This window comes from Pseudoalteromonas sp. XMcav2-N (assembly GCF_024124545.1).
Lineage (GTDB): Bacteria > Pseudomonadota > Gammaproteobacteria > Enterobacterales > Alteromonadaceae > Pseudoalteromonas.
The window spans coordinates 168,488-185,936 of record NZ_JAMXSF010000002.1; the positions used below are offsets into that span (position 1 = coordinate 168,488).

A 17,449-nucleotide genomic window follows, 5' to 3' on the forward strand; every position below is an offset into this window, starting at 1 on the left:
ATGCGCTCATTACTTTTTGCAACTTTGCTGGCGGGTGGTTACGTCAGCAACACAGCCGCCAGCCCCCAATCCACAAGTCAACCAGCTCTTCTGAGCTCAGAGCAAATACAGCAGGACATAGAGCATTTTATTGAGTATGTCCGGCTCGGCTATGCCTATCGTGATGACAAACCGACCGATTTTGCCACTTTTGAGCAGTGTATTCGTCATCAAAGTGTTGAACTCAAAACTAAGCTGCAACTGTCAGGCCGGCTCAATCATTGTCTGGAACATTGGTTTGATCATCACGCTGACGTCACACCACGGCCAAAAGACTATTATCTGCCAATGCCCACGGCCACAGGCTTGTGGGCACAGTGGCGCAATGGACAAGCAACTATCACTGCGGTCCCCTTTGCCGAATCAGCTTATCAGCAAGGCTTTCGCGCAGGTATGCAAATCCTGCGTATTGATGGCACAGCCGTCGAACAAGCCATTGAACAGGCCAATGTTTCGGGGTTCGACACGGCAAAAAGCTGGACACTCAACCGGCTGTTGACGGGTAAACGTAAACAACGCCTCTCACTGGAAGTTCGCAGGCAGGGTAAAACCGAAATAAAGCTGCTGGATATTGAAGCCATTGTAAAAGATGTGATCGCAGAAAAACCCCTTCTGACACAAAAGCGCATTGGCACAGTGGGCTATATACGCCCGGAAAACAGCTTGGGCAATAACGCGCTAATAAGCGCTTTTGATGAGGCTATGGCTCAGTTAAAAGATACCCAGGCCATGATCCTCGATTTACGCCACACCCCCAGTGGTGGCAATACAGAAGTGGCAAGAGGCATTATGAGTCGCTTTATCAAGGCACCTCAGCCTTATCAGATACATGAGTTAGTCTCTATCGAGCGAGAGTTTGGCGTGAAACGCGTCTGGCAGGAATTCGTGTATCCACGTGGAGACTTCCAGTATGACAAGCAGTTAATTGTACTTTGCAACAAATGGACAGGCAGCATGGGAGAAGGCCTGACCATAGGCCTGCATGGCATGAAGCGGGCAACGGTCATAGGCACACAAATGTCGCAACTGCTTGGTGCCATTTACGGTGAAACTCTGCCCCATAGCGAGCTCAATTATATGTTACCCAGAGAAAAGCTCTACCACGTTGATGGTACACCCAGAGAAGCATTTGTTCCTGACATCGTGGTTGAACAGCGACAATACAATCAGGAGCAGGACGCCACGCTACAGGCTGCACTGGACTGGCTCAACAAGCCTCAGGCAGACTAATGCGTAAAAAATGTTACAAATAGGCAATTGCTGGTTTGTTCTTTACCCGCTAAGTTGAAGGTGTTGCTGAAAAAATCAACACAATTCAACTAAGGAAAAGACCATGAAATTAAAATTAAACAAAGACATGTAATACCAATTTGCTTAATTAAGTGTTCTATTTTGAGGCGAGAAAATATGGTCGATAACACCGCTCCCGCGTCCTGCTATCGCTGAGGCACCTACATCCCTATAGGCGAGGCAAAAATTTTGCTATTTAGTTGTTCTAAATGAGAAATTTTTAACGCCGTTAGCGTCATATTTGCTCCTTAAAATTGAACAGGTATTAAGTGAAATTGGTATAAAGCAGCTGTCGAACGAGGCAAAAGGACTGGACGCAGCATTGACGCCCCAAGTGGGTGGTGCGGCACCACCACCAAGCCATTTTTGTGTCACCGATGGTCAGTGTAACACCCACACATTTGTGACTTTTTACTGCCACTGACAGGCGTTGTCTGACCCCGCCTGTCGGGGTCATTTACACCAGCTCACAACTGATGTTATTGGCATATCTCAGGCGCCTGATAGCTTAGTCCCATTAAGTCAAAATAATTCTGACCTAGTGCAATATGGCGAAACGCCTCATCGCTGAGGTACTGATTGATACGACTGTTGATCTCGACTTCACGTAAATAATCCCGGTACTTGTAACCTTTTGCTGCAACAAAATCACTGCCCGGCAGAATACGTGTGGCATAGCGATTAAAAAACGCCACATACTGGGATCTTATTGTCGCATGACGAAAATAAGCCTCATATAAAACGCGCCAGGAAATGTCCAGCATCAAGTTTGGATATGCGTCCAGCAAGCGGGACAGGATCTCAATGTGTTGTTGCGGATCCATCCTGGTTTGCTCCCTCGACAATCCCATATGAACCCAAACAATCGGGTTATCCGGATACTGAGCCAGTACAGATTCCATTAGATGTAAGTATTTGGTTGGCTCAGTATCAGAGCCAATGTCAGCATGTATTGACAAAGGCATGGGCGGGCGACCCTGATCAGGGGCACGTAGCCTGGCCATGAAAGGTGCCCAGTCTTTAATACGTTCTACAGGAGTTGCCTGATGAGAATGGTCAAACAATGCCTGTTTCACTAAGTTGACCTCTCCCATCCAGCCAAATGCGGGCCCAAATTCCTCATCAAGCAATACCATTTGCTGCACTATGTGATGCGGTTTACTCAGATCAGGAAAACTCATAGACAAAGTCAGATGAGTCTCTGTGGTTGGGTGGAGCAGCGCGTTCGACGCGTTAATCACGTCATTTCTAATCGTTGGCTTAATTTCACCGGTTGGGCAGCTCGAAAAGCGCTGACAACCACTTTGGGCGCTAAACATTTGCCCAATGCCAAACGCATTGACGAATAACACGCCTGCGCTTTGAAAGTAACCAACAAGCTCTGTATAGGGCACGGCCTCCCCCCCAAACGGGCGGAAGTGCACATGGGCGTCGACCACAAATGTGTAAGGCTGGGTTGTTCTGTCATAGCATGCTTGTGAAGAGCTGATTTCAAACTGTTCCAGCTTGCGTCCAGCGCCCGGGGACTGACAGGCTGATGTTAATAATGACGCCATAGCCACCAAACACACTGCGCACGACCTCTTTATCCTCACTGTAATTCTCCTTTGGGAGTCTGGGAGTGGTAATTCCGGACTGACCGTCCGATTTTGCAATAGTATCCGACGTTAAATATATAACCTTTTGTTATTATTATACAATTTTTATGGACCAATCTTTGCTGTAGACTAGATCCTGATCACTGACCATTCAATGGATATCCGCTATGCCACAGTGCTACCGTGACTTTATCTGGTATACCTGTTTACAACCGGCACTCATGCAACTGCGCCAGCAACCTCGCTGGGCTTTAAGTATGCTCGTCTTACTGACGCTGACACTCAGCGCCGTGTTGTGTGTTGCAGCGCTGCTTTACCACATCTGGTTTAAGCCCCTGCCCTACCCACAACCCAACGCGATTTACCAGCTTGAGCATCAACGCCAGGGCTCAGCCGCCGAACTCCACGATAATGGCTGGCCTTACCCTGCAGCATCTCAGTTACTCACCACAAGGCGTCTTTCACAAGAGAACGCATTGCAAGCAGATCCGCTTTTGGCTTTTCACTATGGTGAAGAAGTACCACTGGCGTCAGTATATACAGAAAAAATAAAAACAGCGTATCTCAGTGGTGACTGGCAAGCCATGCTGGGCGTTGAGTTTATACACGGCCAGGGGGATCACTTTGTGGTGTCACCTGAAGAGCAACCAGCGGGGGCAGTGATCAGCTTTGCGTTGTGGCAGGAGGTCTTTGGTGGCACATCAGATATCTTACAGCAACACATCAATATTAATGGCGTAATTCACCCCATTCGCGGCGTAGTCAGTCAAAATTATCAACCGCCCGAGCTATTCAAAGCGGGCTGGCAACCACAACTGTGGCTCCCCTGGCGCTATAATAACTCCGAATATAAAGGGTACTGGCAAAGCCCCGACCCAAATATCCGGGTTCTGATCAACTCTGATGACACGCAAAATGCGCTCACGCACCTGCAAAGTGTAGTGAATGAAACCGCTTCTCGTCATGCTCCCCCGCAAATAGCAGATTGGCGAACGCAACTCACAGCGCAGACCTTAACCCGGGCACTGCGCGGCGACCACCCCATCATACTGATTGTATTTGCCTGTACACTCGCCCTGCTGCTGCTGGCAAGCCTGAATCTGGCTCAGTTATTTTTGCTCCAGTTACTGCAAAGCCGCCACCAGTTGGCAGTACGCAGCGCCGTTGGTGCAAAGTACGGCACTATTCGCAATACCTTGCTGTGCCAGTTAATTTTGTTGATTGTACCTGCGATTATACTCTCTCTTTGGCTAACGACTCTGGTCCTTACTCTCAGTGCTGCCTGGCTATCACAATTTATTTATCAGAGTGAATACCTGACACTTACCTTACCTGTTGTGCTACTGGCCTGTGTATTAGGCGGCGCAATTCTGGGCTTATTCATGCTGCTGAGTCGGGCCCATTGCCAACCCGCGAATCTGTTAAACAGCCTGAAACGCAGCGGTAAAGGCCAGGCTCAGCAACTGTCACAGGCGACCATAAGGCGCTTTGTTGCCTCGCAAGTATTGCTGGTGTCATTGACCTTATTGGCTTGCTCTCAGCTTGTCTGGGACAGCCTTAAACAGCTAACTCATCCCCTGGGCTTCGACGCAAGCCAGGTTTATGAACTGGAATTTAGTGTCGCCACACTGGACTGGCAAGGCTGGTCAGCCTACGCCCCCATGGCCAAAGCCTTTAAGCAGACACTGCTGCAAGAGCCGGGCGTGTTATCAGTCAGCTTCGCCCGTTCGCCACTTAAAGATGGCTTTCAGTTTAAAATCACCGCGCCGTGGCAAGATGCCAGCTACCTGCCCTTTCACCGCAACGTCGACCAGGATTACTTTGAGGTTCTGGATCAGCACCTTGTCGCCGGGCGTACATTCACCCGAGAGGACATTGAGGATGAAAACCCTGTGGTGATCATCAATCAAACATTCGCTCACCAGCTAGGTGGCGAAGTCATTGGCAAAACCGTTAATATTGATGGGGCGAATGCCCTGCGGATCATCGCAGTTATCGACGATTTGCAGCTACCTGGTAAGCCTATCTCGCCACCACGCTTTTACCTGCCCAATTACGGCAGCGCCACATATATGCTGGTCAAAGTGACGCCCGGACTTTCATTAAGCAAAACGCAACTCAATACGCTGTTGCAACAACAACACCCACAGTTTGTGCTGACACAATGGCGTGCGCTGGAAGATGAAATAACACACGCACATCAGTATCGGCGCATCACATCGCTGTTACTGATGTTTATCAATGCGCTGATCCTCATCATCACAGCTTATGGCGTCTACAGCTTGCAAAGTTACGCCGCATACCTGCAGCAGGGCGTTGTCAAAGTACATCTCATGCTGGGTGCCAAACGTCGTCAGGTACTTGTCGCGCGGCTTTACGCTTTTCTGCAACCGGCACTGCTTAGTGTTTTGCTTGCGGGGATCATCCTTGCATTTGCATGGCCCTGGCTGAACACCTTGATGGCGTTTTCACCTGACCTTATGCTGGTTGCGATTAGCTTCTGTAGCGTAATTGCTACCTTAATCGCTATCAGCCTGGTCACAGCCAGGCAATATGTGCCTGTAAAGCGATTAGTTTAAAGATGTAAAGGGGGTTGCCACCCCCTTTTTTAATGCAGGCTTTGGTTGAGAACCCTGCCATGTCGCAACCGTGATACATCGCGCCACAATATAGGTGCAACGATCAAAGTCAGGACCAGATTAGACACAGGTACGGACAGCCACACCCCGTCAACACCCAAATACTCAGGCAAAAAGAACAAAAAAGGCACCTGAATGGCCATGTTACCCAGCGAGATCAATAAAGACTTCGCCCCCTGATCCAACGCCACATAATACATCGCCGCGAGGAATATAAACCCGTCCAGAAAAACCATAGAAAGGTGCAGGCGGGCGCCTTTTTGCGCCTCATTAAGTAATGCACTCTCCTGAGAAAAAAGCGACACAATGAATTCCGGGAACAAATTCAGACACAACACGATAACAAGCCCAACCGACAGACTAACCTGACAAGCCAATTTCAATGTCGCACTGATCTTCTCTATCTGTTTTGCTCCGTAATAGTAACTGATCGGCGGTTGCATCCCACTGGCAACTCCCTCAGCAAAAAAGTAATAAATCACACCAATGTAGCCAATCAGCGCGAATGTCGCGACGTGCAGAGGCTCACCATACATCAGTAACTGCTTATTGTGCAGCGCGGTGATAAAGGCAAAGTAAAGGAACATCACAAGCCCGGAGGCCCCCTGCACCAGAGTCCGTCCCGCCAGGTTAAGAGAAAACCTCAGACTGGCTGCCGTCAGCTTAACACCCGCTTTTGCTGAACAGAAATAACTCAGAGCCAGCACAGCAACCAGAGACTGTGATACCACACTTGCCCAGGCGGCACCGGCAAGCTGCCACTGCAACAGCACGATAAAAACGTAATCCAGAACAATATTAGTGACTGCGCCAAAGATCAGTAGGCGCGTGGCGACTCCCGGACTGCCATCATTGCGAATGAGCATAGGCAAAGCGCCTGCAGCCATGGTTGCCACAGCCCCCCAGCCAAATACCGACAGATAGCTGTGCCCAAACCTGAGCACATCACCACTGGCGCCCTGTAGATCCAACAATAAGGTGCCGCTGGCATACAGCGCCAGACTCGTGGATGCAGCCAGTATCAGCAGTAACCAAACACTGGTCGTCAGCACAGCTTGCGCCTGTGCGGCGTCTTTCGCACCGCGAAACATAGACAACAAGCTCCCCGCACCAATCCCGACCAGTGTTCCCAACCCCGCAATCAATCCCACCACAGGCCAGGCGATATTAACGGCTGCAAGTCCATCAGACCCGATAAAGTGGCCCACAAAAACGCCATCCACAACCTGATATAAGCCATTTACCATCATGGCCGCAATGGCTGGGATCGTGTAACGCCAGAATGTTTTGGCAACCGACTCGTTGTGTGGTTCAGTGGACCTTTCTTGATTTTGACCGAGCATTGGCAGCTCAGTATCGTGTGTTTGCATAAAATTCCCCACTCACTGCGAATACCCGCTATTATGCTTGTTTACCGGATGATTTAAAGTTAGTTACTATCCGCTTTTCGGATACTTTGGAGCCCCTATGCACTGGACCCTCGACCAGCTGGAAGCCTTTGTCACAGCCGTCAGAACCGGTTCTTTTTCTGCCGCGGCCCGGAAACTGGGTAAAGCACAATCACGCATCAGCACCGCCATTGCCAATCTAGAAACCGATCTGGGCTTTGAGTTGTTCGACCGCTCTTCGCGGTTGCCGGTGTTAAATGCCGCCGGACATGACTTGTTTGCAGAAGCGGAAGCCGTGCTGATGCAATGTCAAAGATTGCAGTCCAGGGCATTGTCAATGAGCTGCGGAGAAGAAGTCTCTCTGACCGTTGCCATGGATGAAGCCGTACCTGTCAATGCATTCGAAACAATGTTTGAGCGGTTGTCACATCAGTTTCCCCTGCTAAAACTCTCGATATTAAACGGCTCGCAGGATGATATTGCCGGATGGGTCGAAGAACAAAAAGCTGATCTGGGGATTTTATTTCATCAAAAGCCCCTCTCACAAAACCTGGACTTTACTCCGCTAGGGAGCTTTGAGCAGAGATTGATCGTGGCACCCACTCACCCTCTGGCCTCCTGCCCATGCCCGACAGTAGAACAGCTGAACCAGCACCGACAGCTGGTCATCCGCGACCGCATTGGCAACAACCAGTCTCAGGCTATCTCCTCGCATCACTGGCACATCGACAGTTATTACTACATAGTAGGCTTGGTGCTAAGAGGCGTTGGCTGGGCGATGGTGCCTGAGCATGTGGTTAAGTCACACTGGTTTAATGAAGCTGTCATCACTTTGTCAACGCGCAATATTCCCGGTTCTTTGACAGTAGATATGGGCCTGGTCAGGCGCAGAGACAAAGCTAAAGGCCCGGTTATTCACTGGCTGTACGACACAACGCTGTCAATGATGTCCTAAAGCCAGTTGTAATCCATCTGCCGGGCGGTTTTCTCCGCCAGTTTCTTGCCAAAATGCAGCTTGACCAGCTCAAGGCTCATATCTATTCCGGCCGAGATCCCAGCAGAGCTGGTAAAATTCTGATCCATAACAAACCGCGTATCCTTCAGTACTTTCAGGTGTGGGTACTGTGTTTGCAACAGATCCACATCATCCCAATGTGTGGTCACAGACTTACCATCAATCAGCCCAGCTTCGGCAAACAAAAACACCCCGGTACAAATGGATGCACATCGTCGCGTGTGGGTCGCGGTTTCAGCCAGCCAGGCCAACACAGACGTGTTGTTGATAACATGCTGATGTTGCCCACCAGCAACAACCAATAAATCAAATCGGGGGTGACCATGAATACTGTAATGCGGGTTTACAGACAGACCACCACGGCAGCTGACCGGCGCATGACTGGGTGCAATAAGGCTAATGTTTACGGGCTCGTCGATAAAACGCGCAGCCGTACTGAACACTTCAAATGGGCCGCTAAAGTCTAGCACTTCAACGCCATCGTAAATAAAAATACCGATTTCCATTGAATGATCCAGAATAAGGAAGTTTTTGAGCTCTCATAGTGTAGCGCAGATCTTAGCCATTCATATCTTTTTACACTTTGATTTTGGCGATTAATCGAATCCTGATTGCACTTTCATGAAAGAGTCTTTTAGTATGCTGACACTAAAATACCGACAAGCGAAATCCAACTATGTTGAAAATGAAACTAACACTACTCAGCGCGGCCGTAATTATCGGGCTGGCAGGATGCAGCAGCACACAACAAAGCAGCTCAGCAGCACCTACAATCGCTGAAAAACAGTATCAAAACCCACTACTACAACCATTTTCGGGCCCTTACCAGGGTGTGCCTCAGTTTGATAAAGTCCAGCTGAAAGACCTGGAGCCGGCACTGGATATCGCGTTGGCAGATCACCTGAGTGAGATTGATCAAATCGCAAACAATACTGCCCCCGCAACATTTGAGAACACCATTGTTGCGATGGAGCGTTCAGGAGCAGCACTGGATCGCCTTTTTACCTACTTTGGTATCTGGAGCGCCAATAACTCGTCACCAGAGTTTCGTCAGATGCAGGGCGGCCTGATGGCAAAATATGCCAAATACCGTTCTCAAATCACCCAAAACAAAGCCCTGTTTGAGCGCGTAAAAACAGTGTACGAAAGTGCAGAATTCAAAAAGCTCACAGCTGAAGAGCAGCGTATTACCTGGCTTCAGTACAACGACTTTGCCCGCAATGGTGCAACGCTCGAAGGGGAAGCGGCAAAACGTTACGCCGAGATTAACCTGGCATTGTCAAAGCTGCATGCAGACTTCGCTAATAATGTATTGGCCGATGAAGAAGGCTATGTGGTTTACCTGACCAAAGATCAACTTTCAGGCCTGCCTGAGTCGTATATCACCTCTGCGGCTGCAGCGGCTGAAGAACGCGGTAAGCCAGGCATGTACGCCGTCACCAACACGCGTTCCTCTATGGACCCTTTCCTGATGTACTCCACAGAACGTGAGTTACGCAAACAGGTTTGGCAAAACTATTATAGTCGCGGTAATAATGCAGGTGAGCACAATAACAAAGCCATCATCAATGAGATCCTGACTTTACGTCATGAACGCGTACAGCTGCTCGGTTACGAGAATTACGCACAATGGCGCCTGGAAGATCGCATGGCTAAAGATCCCAAAAACGCCATGGAACTGATGAATAATGTCTGGCCAGCAGCCATTGCCCGTGTGAAAGAAGAAGTTGCCGATATGCAGGCACTGGCGGACAAAGAAGGCGCAAACATCAAGATTGAGCCATGGGACTATCGTTTTTACTCAGAGAAAGTACGTAAAGCCAAGTACGACCTGGACTCCAATGAAGTAAAACAATACCTGCAACTGGACAAGCTGCGTGAAGCCATGTTCTACGTTGCCGGACGCCTGTTCAACTTCGAGTTTACCGAAGTACCGGAAGGTTCAGTCCCTGTCTTCCATGAAGACGTACGTGTATGGGAAGTAACCGACAAGACCAGCGGCGAACATATCGGCTTGTGGTATCTCGACCCGTTTGCACGTCAGGGTAAGCGCTCTGGCGCATGGGCAACGTCCTACCGCGGCCACACCACCTTTGATGGCAAAACCAATGTACTCAGCTCAAACAACTCTAACTTTGTGAAAGCACCTGAGGGCCAGGCCAGCCTGATCTCCTGGAATGATGCTGAAACCTACTTCCACGAATTTGGTCATGCGCTACACTCTTTGTCTTCTAAAGTGAAATATCCTGGTTCAAACTCAGGTGTGCGTGATTACACTGAATTCCAGTCTCAGCTGTTAGAGCGCTGGCTGGTGACCGATGAGGTCATTGACCGCTTCCTGGTACACCATGAGACAGGCAAACCAATGCCAAAATCTCTGGTAAACAAAATCAAACAGGCAGCTAACTTCAATCAGGGTTTCGCCACCACTGAATACCTGGCATCAGCCATCATGGACATGAAGTTCCATACCACAGATCCTGCCAAAATTGGCGATCCGGTTGAATTCGAAAAATCGCAGCTGGCAGCGATCGGCATGCCATCCGAAATTGTGATGCGCCACCGCACCACCCACTTTGGCCACGTTTTCTCCGGTGAAGGTTATTCAGCCGGTTATTATGGCTACCTGTGGGCAGAAGTACTGACATCAGATGCAGCACAAGCATTTGCCAGTGCGCCTGGTGGTTTTTACGATGAAGAGGTTGCACAGCGCCTGGTGAACTATCTGTTCTCTGTTCGTAACGCTATGGACCCGGCAGAAGCCTATCGCAAGTTCCGCGGTCGCGATGCTGCGGTAGAAGCCCTGATGCTGGACCGAGGCTTCCCGGTTACTTCGGATAAATAATTAGAACTGAAAAAGCCCCAATAAATGGGGCTTTTTATACTTATCAGAGAGCTGGGAATAACTTACTAATTGCTCATCGCAAGTGCTGTGATACGCTTTAAGTGCTTTTCTAATGTGGCAAGACAGAAGGGTTTGATAATAAAGCCATCAACCTTATGCAGTAGCACCTGCTGCACACGTTCGCGACCATTTTCACACGTTACCATAACCAACTTGAGGTGTTTGAGCTCAGGTCTGGAACGAACTTCATTAAGGAGTGCTAATCCATCCATATGTGGCATGTTCAGATCTGATATCACCAGATCATAGTCTTTATTGCTCAACAACTGCAGAGCACGTAAACCATCTGTGGCTTCATCAATGTCTGTAAAACCAAGTCGACGCAGCATACCTATCATCACGTGGCGCATTGAGGTCATGTCATCGACAACCAAAATTTTCACCCGCTCCTCCTTAACTTCGCGATAGTCAGATTAAAATTAGACTAAGATGGCAGCAAAGTCGACTTCAGGGCCGGAATTTCAACACTACTCGTTTGATTCTTTGTTTAGCGACAAGGACATAAATACACTGAGCGGGTTATCACGGTACAAACCAAAGCGTTCGCATCGCTCAAACCCCAGGGTTTCATAGAGGTTAATGGCTTTTTCTTGTTTAACCCCGGTTTCCAGGCGGATCAGAGGAATTTGCGCATCGCCGGCATAGTGCAGCAGAATTTGCATGATACGTTTGGACAATCCCTTACCGCGATACTGAGGTTTAACATACAGACGCTTAATTTCACCATACAAGGTTTTGTCAAATTGCTTCACGATGGCGCCACACGCCACAATTCCTTCCTCGTTGCGAAGACCAACAGCGCGAACATTAGGCTGATTGAGTTCTTCCAATGCCAGAGATTGGTCACTGGCAATGGGATAGAGGGTATTCATAAGTCGGTCAATTTCTGCAAATAGTTCTCTCACACTGGGATCATCGTTTTTTAAATCAACTAGTTGCATAATTTTCCTTTGAACAGAGCGGTTACATTCCGAGCACAGTTCTGCGCCCTTTTGCATTATGGCATGCCAGACTAAGGGACAGGACCTGCACAACATCGTAAAGGAGTATTTTAACGTATTTTGCGGGAAATATAACTAAATATATTCAGATATTGTAGTGATGAAACAAGTTGCAGCATATGATTAACGAGCACAATGCTTTATATGTTTGTGTCATTAAGCCAGCGGTGTTGGCCATCCATGAATGTCGACCAGCTAGGCGAGTAACAGAGTAATAGCTAACAGAATGACAGTGGCAATCGTGATGAAAAATAAAGAACACTGATTATGACTAGTGCGACCTGACTGAGAAAACAACATGATTAACTCCCCCGCTTCTTTCTCTGACTCTTAAAAACCACAAAAGTATTAATAAGAGAGTAAGCAATACAACCAAAAGTAGTAACATTGATAGCAAAAAATTACCCAAAAGACCAGAAAATAGTGCAATTATTATCCTATAAATATCACTAAATCTCGTAACAACAGAAGATATTATTACAAACCAAACACTTACACATCACCTGCTGAGAGTATTTAAAAACACACAAATGGCTTGGATTTAGCCAGCACGGACCTATATAAGGAAAAAAGGAGTCGCCATGATCACACTAAAACCAGCCACTAAAGACAACTACAGTGGCGTATTTGCACTGCAACTGCTCAGTGAAGACCTGAGCTATATTGCCTCACCAGCCGAAGCGCTCGCCGAGTCGGCATTTTTCCCATATTACCGCAACCTGCTCATCTATCATCAGCAAACGCTGGTCGGGTTTATGCAGTATCATCCCATGGAGCCCGAAGGCACCAAACATGAATATGCCATCACGCAACTGCTCATAGACAAGCGTTATCGACGCCAGGGATTTGCAACTCAGGCTTTGCGGGCATTACTTACCCAACTCCAAGCTAAGTCGGATTGCCAGGTCATTTCCGCTGTCTATGTACAAGGTAATGAACGAATGAGAGCACTGCTTAGCCAACTCTCATTTGAGTTCAAAGGGCGCTGGAACGACAATGCCTGCCTGATGGAATGGCATCGGACATCTCAACACCCGGCGGTGTTTCTGAGTACCATTTGGCATGAAAATTTTGAGCACCTGAGTGATCTGCAACTACACGAAAAGCAAAAGCCACTGGTGGCACCCAACGACTGGACCCTGCTGGAAGCGGCCTATAACCCGGAATATGAGATACGTGCAATCAATTATCGGGGTGAACAGGTCGGCCTTATCATGTGGGTGTTTGAAAAGCCCCACAGGGTCTCAATCTGGCGATTAATGGTGGACAAAACATATCAGCAGCAGGGCATCGGCAGACAAGCACTTAGTGCAGCACTGGAGGAGATCCGTAGCCTCCCGGAAGTCACAGAAATCGCAATCTGTTACGTACCAGATAACCCGGTCGCAAAGGACTTTTATGCCAGTTTTGGGTTTGTTGAAACCGGCTTTGATGAGGAGGAAGAGGAAATGCTGGCTGAGATCCGTATCAGTCGAACTGATCAGGGTATGCACTGTAAAGGGGCTTAACAAAAAGGAATAATCTGCTGTGGTTTGGCATACCCAATGCCTGCGTCTTCAAACGCACGGACGTCGTCCTCTCCGTGATAGTGGTAAGCGCATATCCTGGCCAGTATGGCTGGCGGGTATTCTTTTAGTAGTTCATCCAGACCTGCATGGCTGGGGTTACCCGACGCCACACAGTCGTGAAATATGATCTCCCCCTGACCTGTCTGGTGAATTAATAGTTCAGGGATGGGCCGGGTATCGCCACTATAGAAAAACCGTCCGGGAAGATGCAGGGAGAACGCGCTGCCAGGTGCCTGATGACGCACCGGGTAACAATTTAACCGGACCTGCTGATGAAAAAAGTGCTCACCAACCGGGTGTAACTCAAAAGTGTGCCAGATATCTTCACGTTGCTCTGCCAGCCCAGTATAAGCCAGCATGGCACACAATGACTGGATAAGTTGCACAGGCACATACAGGCGAACTTTTTGCTCACTCAATGCCGCTTTGAAGTAGAGCTGTTCCAGCCCGCCAATATGATCGTAATGCAGGTGCGTAATAAATACCGCCTGAGGCAGAGACTGACCACCAAAAGCCCGCTTAAATCGCAACAGGGTATCGTGGCCACAGTCGATCAGTAACCAAGGTGAGTCGTTACTGCAGATAACACATGCTGAATTCCCCAGTTCCGCTGCACTGGCCGCCCCGACTCCGAGAAACATAGCGCAATCCGGAATTCTTGCCCGCGCCCGTGTTTCACTCGTATTATCCTGTGTCGGCCGGGTTACTATCGAATGTAACATCTGTCTGCTCGTCAATGAAAGCCACTCGGTACACGTCCAATGCTAGTTGCAATAATTGACAATTCAGTGACACACTCAAACTGCACACATAATTAGTTACACTAATATTTGGTTAAATTCACTAAATTCAGTCACTATGCGTTCTGAACCAAGGCTTAAAAATAGGTTATCCGATTGATATTGTTATAAATATCTTTTTGGCACTCGTTTTGCTAATTCTGTACATATCAAAAAAGAACAAAATGGAAACTCACCATGATAAAAACACTCTCTCCCTTATTCGCAGCATTGGCACTCAGTGGTTGTGTGATCCATATTGATGGCCACAGCAAAACAGTGGCCGATGTAGAACTGCAAAAAAGCCTGACACTGGATGCAGCAAACCTCTCCAGCCTGGTCGCAGATACCAGTGCGGGTTCACTGGACATCGTTGGTGATGATAACCTCACACACATCGAAGTCGATGCCAAGATACTGACCGACAAAGAGCATAGCTATCAGCTCAGTCTTGAGCAGGATGGCAACAACGCTCGACTGGTCGCAAAACAAAACACCCGGGTTGGCATTGTCTGGTACAGCGGCAATAGCCCCAGAATCGATCTCACTGTGCGTGTGCCTAAACACCTGGCATTGGATATTGACGATAGCTCTGGTGACATTGCCATTACAGGAATGACAGGTGATATTGAGCTGGAAGACGGTTCCGGGGACATCAGCATTAATGGCGCGGCCAATGTCAAAATTGATGATGGCTCAGGACAAATGATTATCCGCGGTGTCAGTGGCATGCTGGATATTGAAGATGGCTCTGGAGACATCAGTATTCAGGGTGGCAGTCAGCTTAAGCTCGACGATGCCTCTGGGCAAGTTTATATCACTGACATTAGCGGCGATATGGACATCGAAGATGGCTCCGGCGACCTGCAGATCATTGGTGGACGCTCTCTTAACCTGGACGACGAATCAGGCAACATCAGCCTGACTGACCTGAGTGGCGACCTGACCATAGTTGATGGTTCCGGCAATCTCGAGATCCGTGGCGGCAACTCGCTGGACTTACGCGATGACTCCGGCTTTATCAGAGTTCAGAACTTGCAAGGTAGTGCCAACATAAACGATGGCAGTGGTAACCTGGTAGTACAAAACATCAAAGGCCACGTTACCATAGATGATGACTCTGGCGACATCGAAGTGATTGAAGCAGGTGGCCTCACCATCACAGGTGACACTTCGGGTGGCCAGCGCATTGAAAAAGTCCGCGGTGAAGTCAACATTCGCGACTAGTTCGATGTAATACCAGTCCACATTATTAGAAAAAGAACGACACCTTTTGCAAGTAAAGCGTCACCTTTTGCCAGTGCACTTCTTGATGTCAGCTTCTACAATGGCATCATCAACTCAGGTAACAAGGTGACATCATGACTTACACAAACACAGCTCTCATTACTGGCGCGTCGTCAGGTATTGGTTTGGAACTCGCTCGCTTACATGCTCAGCAAGGAGGCGATCTGGTTCTGGTTGCCCGCTCAGAAGGTAAACTCAATACGCTGAAAAATGAACTGGAGCAAGCTTATGGTGTCAATGCCTGCGTCATTACTGCCGACCTGACTGATCCAGACTCAGCACAACAGATTTATACAGCAACCAGGCAGCAGGGGATTGAAGTCGATATCCTGATCAACAATGCCGGCTTCGGTGGCCATGGTTTTTTTCATGAACGTGAACTGCAAGCGGACCTTGAAATGATCCAGGTGAACATCAGTAGCCTGGTAGCACTGACTCACTTGTTTGTTCAGGACATGACGGCACGTAAAAGCGGCAGAATCCTTAACGTGTCTTCCACCGCATCGTTTATCCCGGGCCCGCTACAAGCCACTTATTATGCAACCAAAGCTTTTGTTACCTCGTTTTCCCAAGCCCTGGCAGAAGAGCTGAAAGAGCAGGGGATCAGCGTCACGACACTATGTCCGGGTGCTGTAGCCACGGAGTTTGCCAAAACAGGCAACCTGGAAGAGCTGGCAGTATTCAAGCAAGGCAAAAGCGCTACCTCGGTGGCCAAATGTGGTTATCAGGCCATGCAAAAAGGCAAACTATTGGCGTTTAATGAGCCTGTGTTAAACTTCTTGTTAAACTGGATAGTACCTTTGTTACCTCGCTCTCTGGTATTGTCTATGTCTCGCCGCACAATGGAAAAGTAATGAAGCGTACCTCCAAATTTACCCTGTCGCCTCATTGCCTGATCTTATTTAAAGACCTTGGTCTGGATCAGGTACAGCTGTTAAAACAGGCAAAATTACCCGCCGACCTGTGGCAGAGTTTGCCCGCATCATTGAGTGCCGCGCAGTATTTTGACCTGTGGCACGCCATGGAAGAGCAAATTGGGGAAACGCTGCCACTTCAGCTGGCACAACATCTCAACGTTGAAGCCTTTGACCCGGCCATTTTCGCCTGTCTTTGTAGTACCAACCTGAGTGCAGCGATGCACCGTCTCAGCAGTTACAAGCCACTGATCGGGCCGCTTACCCTGGATGTTCGCGAAGATGCTCAGGGCCTATTGCTCAGCCTGGATTGTTATGGCTATGACAAGCCATTACCTAAATCGGTTGAACTGTGTGAGCTGGCATTTTTCACCCAGCTCGCTCGCCTTGCAACTCGTACTCAGATCGTACCCGCAGCATTGTACGTCACACAGCTTCCTGGCAACGCGACTGAGTTTAATGATTATTTTGGTACCGAACTTAACCTCAGTCACCAGGTTGCATTACGTTTCAGCACTGAGGATGCACAGCGTCCATTTCTGACTGAAAACGCCGCCATGTGGTCTTTTTTTGAAAATGATCTTGCTCGTCGTCTGGCTGAGCTCGACGCTTCTGCCAGTATGACACAGAAGGTCAAAGCCCTGCTGATGGAGCTATTGCCATCAGGGCAGGTAAGTGCAGACCAGGTGGCCGGAAAACTGGCGATCAGCAAACGTACCTTACAACGCAAACTGGATGGTGAGTCTGTCAACTTTCAGTCCCTGTTAAGTACATTGCGCTCCGATCTGGCCCGTCAATATCTGCGCCGCTCCAGTATGTCGTTGCAAGAGATCGCCTTTTTACTCGGCTTTAGTGACGCCAATACGTTCATCAGGGCCTTTAGCCAATGGCATGGAGTGCCCCCCGGTCAGTTTAGGCATCAGGATGAAGCGGGAGCTAACAAGGATTATTCAATTTAATAGAAAAGTTGGATAGGCGTTTATTCCGATAACACATAAAATTTAACGTCACACTACCGGACGTTAA

At 48.7% G+C, this 17,449-nt stretch carries 14 protein-coding genes; 8 read left to right on the forward strand and 6 right to left on the reverse strand.

The annotated features are described in order from the left end of the window. Positions 1 to 1,269, forward strand: a complete 1,269-nt coding sequence (locus tag NH568_RS03620; protein ID WP_253044624.1) for a S41 family peptidase — start codon at positions 1 to 3, stop codon at positions 1,267 to 1,269. A gap of 539 nt (positions 1,270 to 1,808) precedes the next feature. Here NH568_RS03620 and NH568_RS03625 read toward each other — a convergent pair. After that, positions 1,809 to 2,885 carry an amidohydrolase gene (locus tag NH568_RS03625; protein WP_253044625.1) on the reverse strand — a complete coding sequence of 359 codons (1,077 nt, stop codon included), beginning with the start codon at positions 2,883 to 2,885 and terminating at the stop codon, positions 1,809 to 1,811. A 209-nt stretch (positions 2,886 to 3,094) separates the two neighbouring features. On the opposite strand from NH568_RS03625, the gene NH568_RS03630 reads away from it, so the two are divergent. Then, positions 3,095 to 5,506, forward strand: a complete 2,412-nt coding sequence (locus NH568_RS03630) for an ABC transporter permease (RefSeq protein ID WP_253044626.1) — start codon at positions 3,095 to 3,097, stop codon at positions 5,504 to 5,506. 29 nt (positions 5,507 to 5,535) lie between these two features. On the opposite strand, the gene NH568_RS03635 is transcribed toward NH568_RS03630, so the two are convergent. After that, positions 5,536 to 6,936 (reverse strand): MATE family efflux transporter, encoded by a 1,401-nt coding sequence (locus NH568_RS03635; protein WP_253044627.1) that lies wholly within the window; start codon positions 6,934 to 6,936, stop codon positions 5,536 to 5,538. Between the two features lie 97 nt (positions 6,937 to 7,033). On the opposite strand from NH568_RS03635, the gene NH568_RS03640 reads away from it, so the two are divergent. Then, positions 7,034 to 7,909, forward strand: coding sequence for a LysR family transcriptional regulator (locus tag NH568_RS03640; RefSeq protein ID WP_253044628.1), 876 nt, complete (start codon positions 7,034 to 7,036; stop codon positions 7,907 to 7,909). Here NH568_RS03640 and NH568_RS03645 read toward each other — a convergent pair. Continuing rightward, the gene (locus NH568_RS03645) at positions 7,906 to 8,475 is read right to left on the reverse strand and encodes a DJ-1/PfpI family protein (RefSeq protein WP_253044629.1); all 570 of its coding nucleotides are present in this window, start codon (positions 8,473 to 8,475) and stop codon (positions 7,906 to 7,908) included. The two genes, NH568_RS03640 and NH568_RS03645, sit on opposite strands and share 4 nt — an antisense overlap. Before the next feature lie 170 nt (positions 8,476 to 8,645). On the opposite strand from NH568_RS03645, the gene NH568_RS03650 reads away from it, so the two are divergent. Further along, positions 8,646 to 10,814 (forward strand): M3 family metallopeptidase, encoded by a 2,169-nt coding sequence (locus NH568_RS03650; RefSeq protein WP_253044630.1) that lies wholly within the window; start codon positions 8,646 to 8,648, stop codon positions 10,812 to 10,814. A 65-nt stretch (positions 10,815 to 10,879) separates the two neighbouring features. Here the strand turns inward: NH568_RS03650 and NH568_RS03655 are convergent, their stop codons facing one another. Together NH568_RS03655 and NH568_RS03660 are read right to left on the reverse strand one after the other, a co-directional pair. Then, positions 10,880 to 11,257 (reverse strand): response regulator, encoded by a 378-nt coding sequence (locus tag NH568_RS03655; protein ID WP_253044631.1) that lies wholly within the window; start codon positions 11,255 to 11,257, stop codon positions 10,880 to 10,882. An 84-nt stretch (positions 11,258 to 11,341) separates the two neighbouring features. Then, positions 11,342 to 11,815 (reverse strand): GNAT family N-acetyltransferase, encoded by a 474-nt coding sequence (locus NH568_RS03660; RefSeq protein ID WP_138553009.1) that lies wholly within the window; start codon positions 11,813 to 11,815, stop codon positions 11,342 to 11,344. A gap of 641 nt (positions 11,816 to 12,456) precedes the next feature. On the opposite strand from NH568_RS03660, the gene NH568_RS24165 reads away from it, so the two are divergent. Further along, positions 12,457 to 13,383, forward strand: a complete 927-nt coding sequence (locus tag NH568_RS24165; RefSeq protein ID WP_349287981.1) for a GNAT family N-acetyltransferase — start codon at positions 12,457 to 12,459, stop codon at positions 13,381 to 13,383. Here NH568_RS24165 and NH568_RS03675 read toward each other — a convergent pair. Further along, the gene (locus NH568_RS03675) at positions 13,380 to 14,084 is read right to left on the reverse strand and encodes an MBL fold metallo-hydrolase (RefSeq protein WP_253044632.1); all 705 of its coding nucleotides are present in this window, start codon (positions 14,082 to 14,084) and stop codon (positions 13,380 to 13,382) included. The two genes, NH568_RS24165 and NH568_RS03675, sit on opposite strands and share 4 nt — an antisense overlap. Before the next feature lie 336 nt (positions 14,085 to 14,420). Here NH568_RS03675 and NH568_RS03680 point away from each other — a divergent pair, with 336 nt between their 5' ends. The 3 genes from NH568_RS03680 (at position 14,421) to NH568_RS03690 (ending at position 17,382) form a co-directional block, all read left to right on the forward strand. Continuing rightward, positions 14,421 to 15,449: a DUF4097 domain-containing protein gene (locus NH568_RS03680; protein ID WP_253044633.1), complete on the forward strand. Its 1,029-nt coding sequence runs from the start codon at positions 14,421 to 14,423 to the stop codon at positions 15,447 to 15,449. A 134-nt stretch (positions 15,450 to 15,583) separates the two neighbouring features. Then, the gene (locus NH568_RS03685; RefSeq protein WP_253044634.1) at positions 15,584 to 16,363 is read left to right on the forward strand and encodes an SDR family oxidoreductase; all 780 of its coding nucleotides are present in this window, start codon (positions 15,584 to 15,586) and stop codon (positions 16,361 to 16,363) included. Then, positions 16,363 to 17,382 (forward strand): AraC family transcriptional regulator, encoded by a 1,020-nt coding sequence (locus NH568_RS03690; protein WP_253044635.1) that lies wholly within the window; start codon positions 16,363 to 16,365, stop codon positions 17,380 to 17,382. Before NH568_RS03685 ends, NH568_RS03690 begins: the two co-directional genes overlap by 1 nt. Positions 17,383 to 17,449: the final 67 nt, after the last annotated feature.

Bases quoted from the DNA above. Each gene is read 5' to 3' on its own strand.
- NH568_RS03620 (WP_253044624.1), top strand. From the start codon at position 1: ATGCGCTCATTACTTTTTGCAACTTTGCTGGCGGGTGGTTACGTCAGC.
- NH568_RS03660 (WP_138553009.1), bottom strand. From the start codon at position 11,815: ATGCAACTAGTTGATTTAAAAAACGATGATCCCAGTGTGAGAGAACTA.
- NH568_RS03630 (WP_253044626.1), top strand. From the start codon at position 3,095: ATGCCACAGTGCTACCGTGACTTTATCTGGTATACCTGTTTACAACCG.
- NH568_RS03690 (WP_253044635.1), top strand. From the start codon at position 16,363: ATGAAGCGTACCTCCAAATTTACCCTGTCGCCTCATTGCCTGATCTTA.
- NH568_RS03685 (WP_253044634.1), top strand. From the start codon at position 15,584: ATGACTTACACAAACACAGCTCTCATTACTGGCGCGTCGTCAGGTATT.
- NH568_RS03675 (WP_253044632.1), bottom strand. From the start codon at position 14,084: ATGTTTCTCGGAGTCGGGGCGGCCAGTGCAGCGGAACTGGGGAATTCA.
- NH568_RS03680 (WP_253044633.1), top strand. From the start codon at position 14,421: ATGATAAAAACACTCTCTCCCTTATTCGCAGCATTGGCACTCAGTGGT.
- NH568_RS03650 (WP_253044630.1), top strand. From the start codon at position 8,646: ATGTTGAAAATGAAACTAACACTACTCAGCGCGGCCGTAATTATCGGG.
- NH568_RS03625 (WP_253044625.1), bottom strand. From the start codon at position 2,885: ATGGCGTCATTATTAACATCAGCCTGTCAGTCCCCGGGCGCTGGACGC.
- NH568_RS03640 (WP_253044628.1), top strand. From the start codon at position 7,034: ATGCACTGGACCCTCGACCAGCTGGAAGCCTTTGTCACAGCCGTCAGA.
- NH568_RS24165 (WP_349287981.1), top strand. From the start codon at position 12,457: ATGATCACACTAAAACCAGCCACTAAAGACAACTACAGTGGCGTATTT.
- NH568_RS03645 (WP_253044629.1), bottom strand. From the start codon at position 8,475: ATGGAAATCGGTATTTTTATTTACGATGGCGTTGAAGTGCTAGACTTT.
- NH568_RS03635 (WP_253044627.1), bottom strand. From the start codon at position 6,936: ATGCAAACACACGATACTGAGCTGCCAATGCTCGGTCAAAATCAAGAA.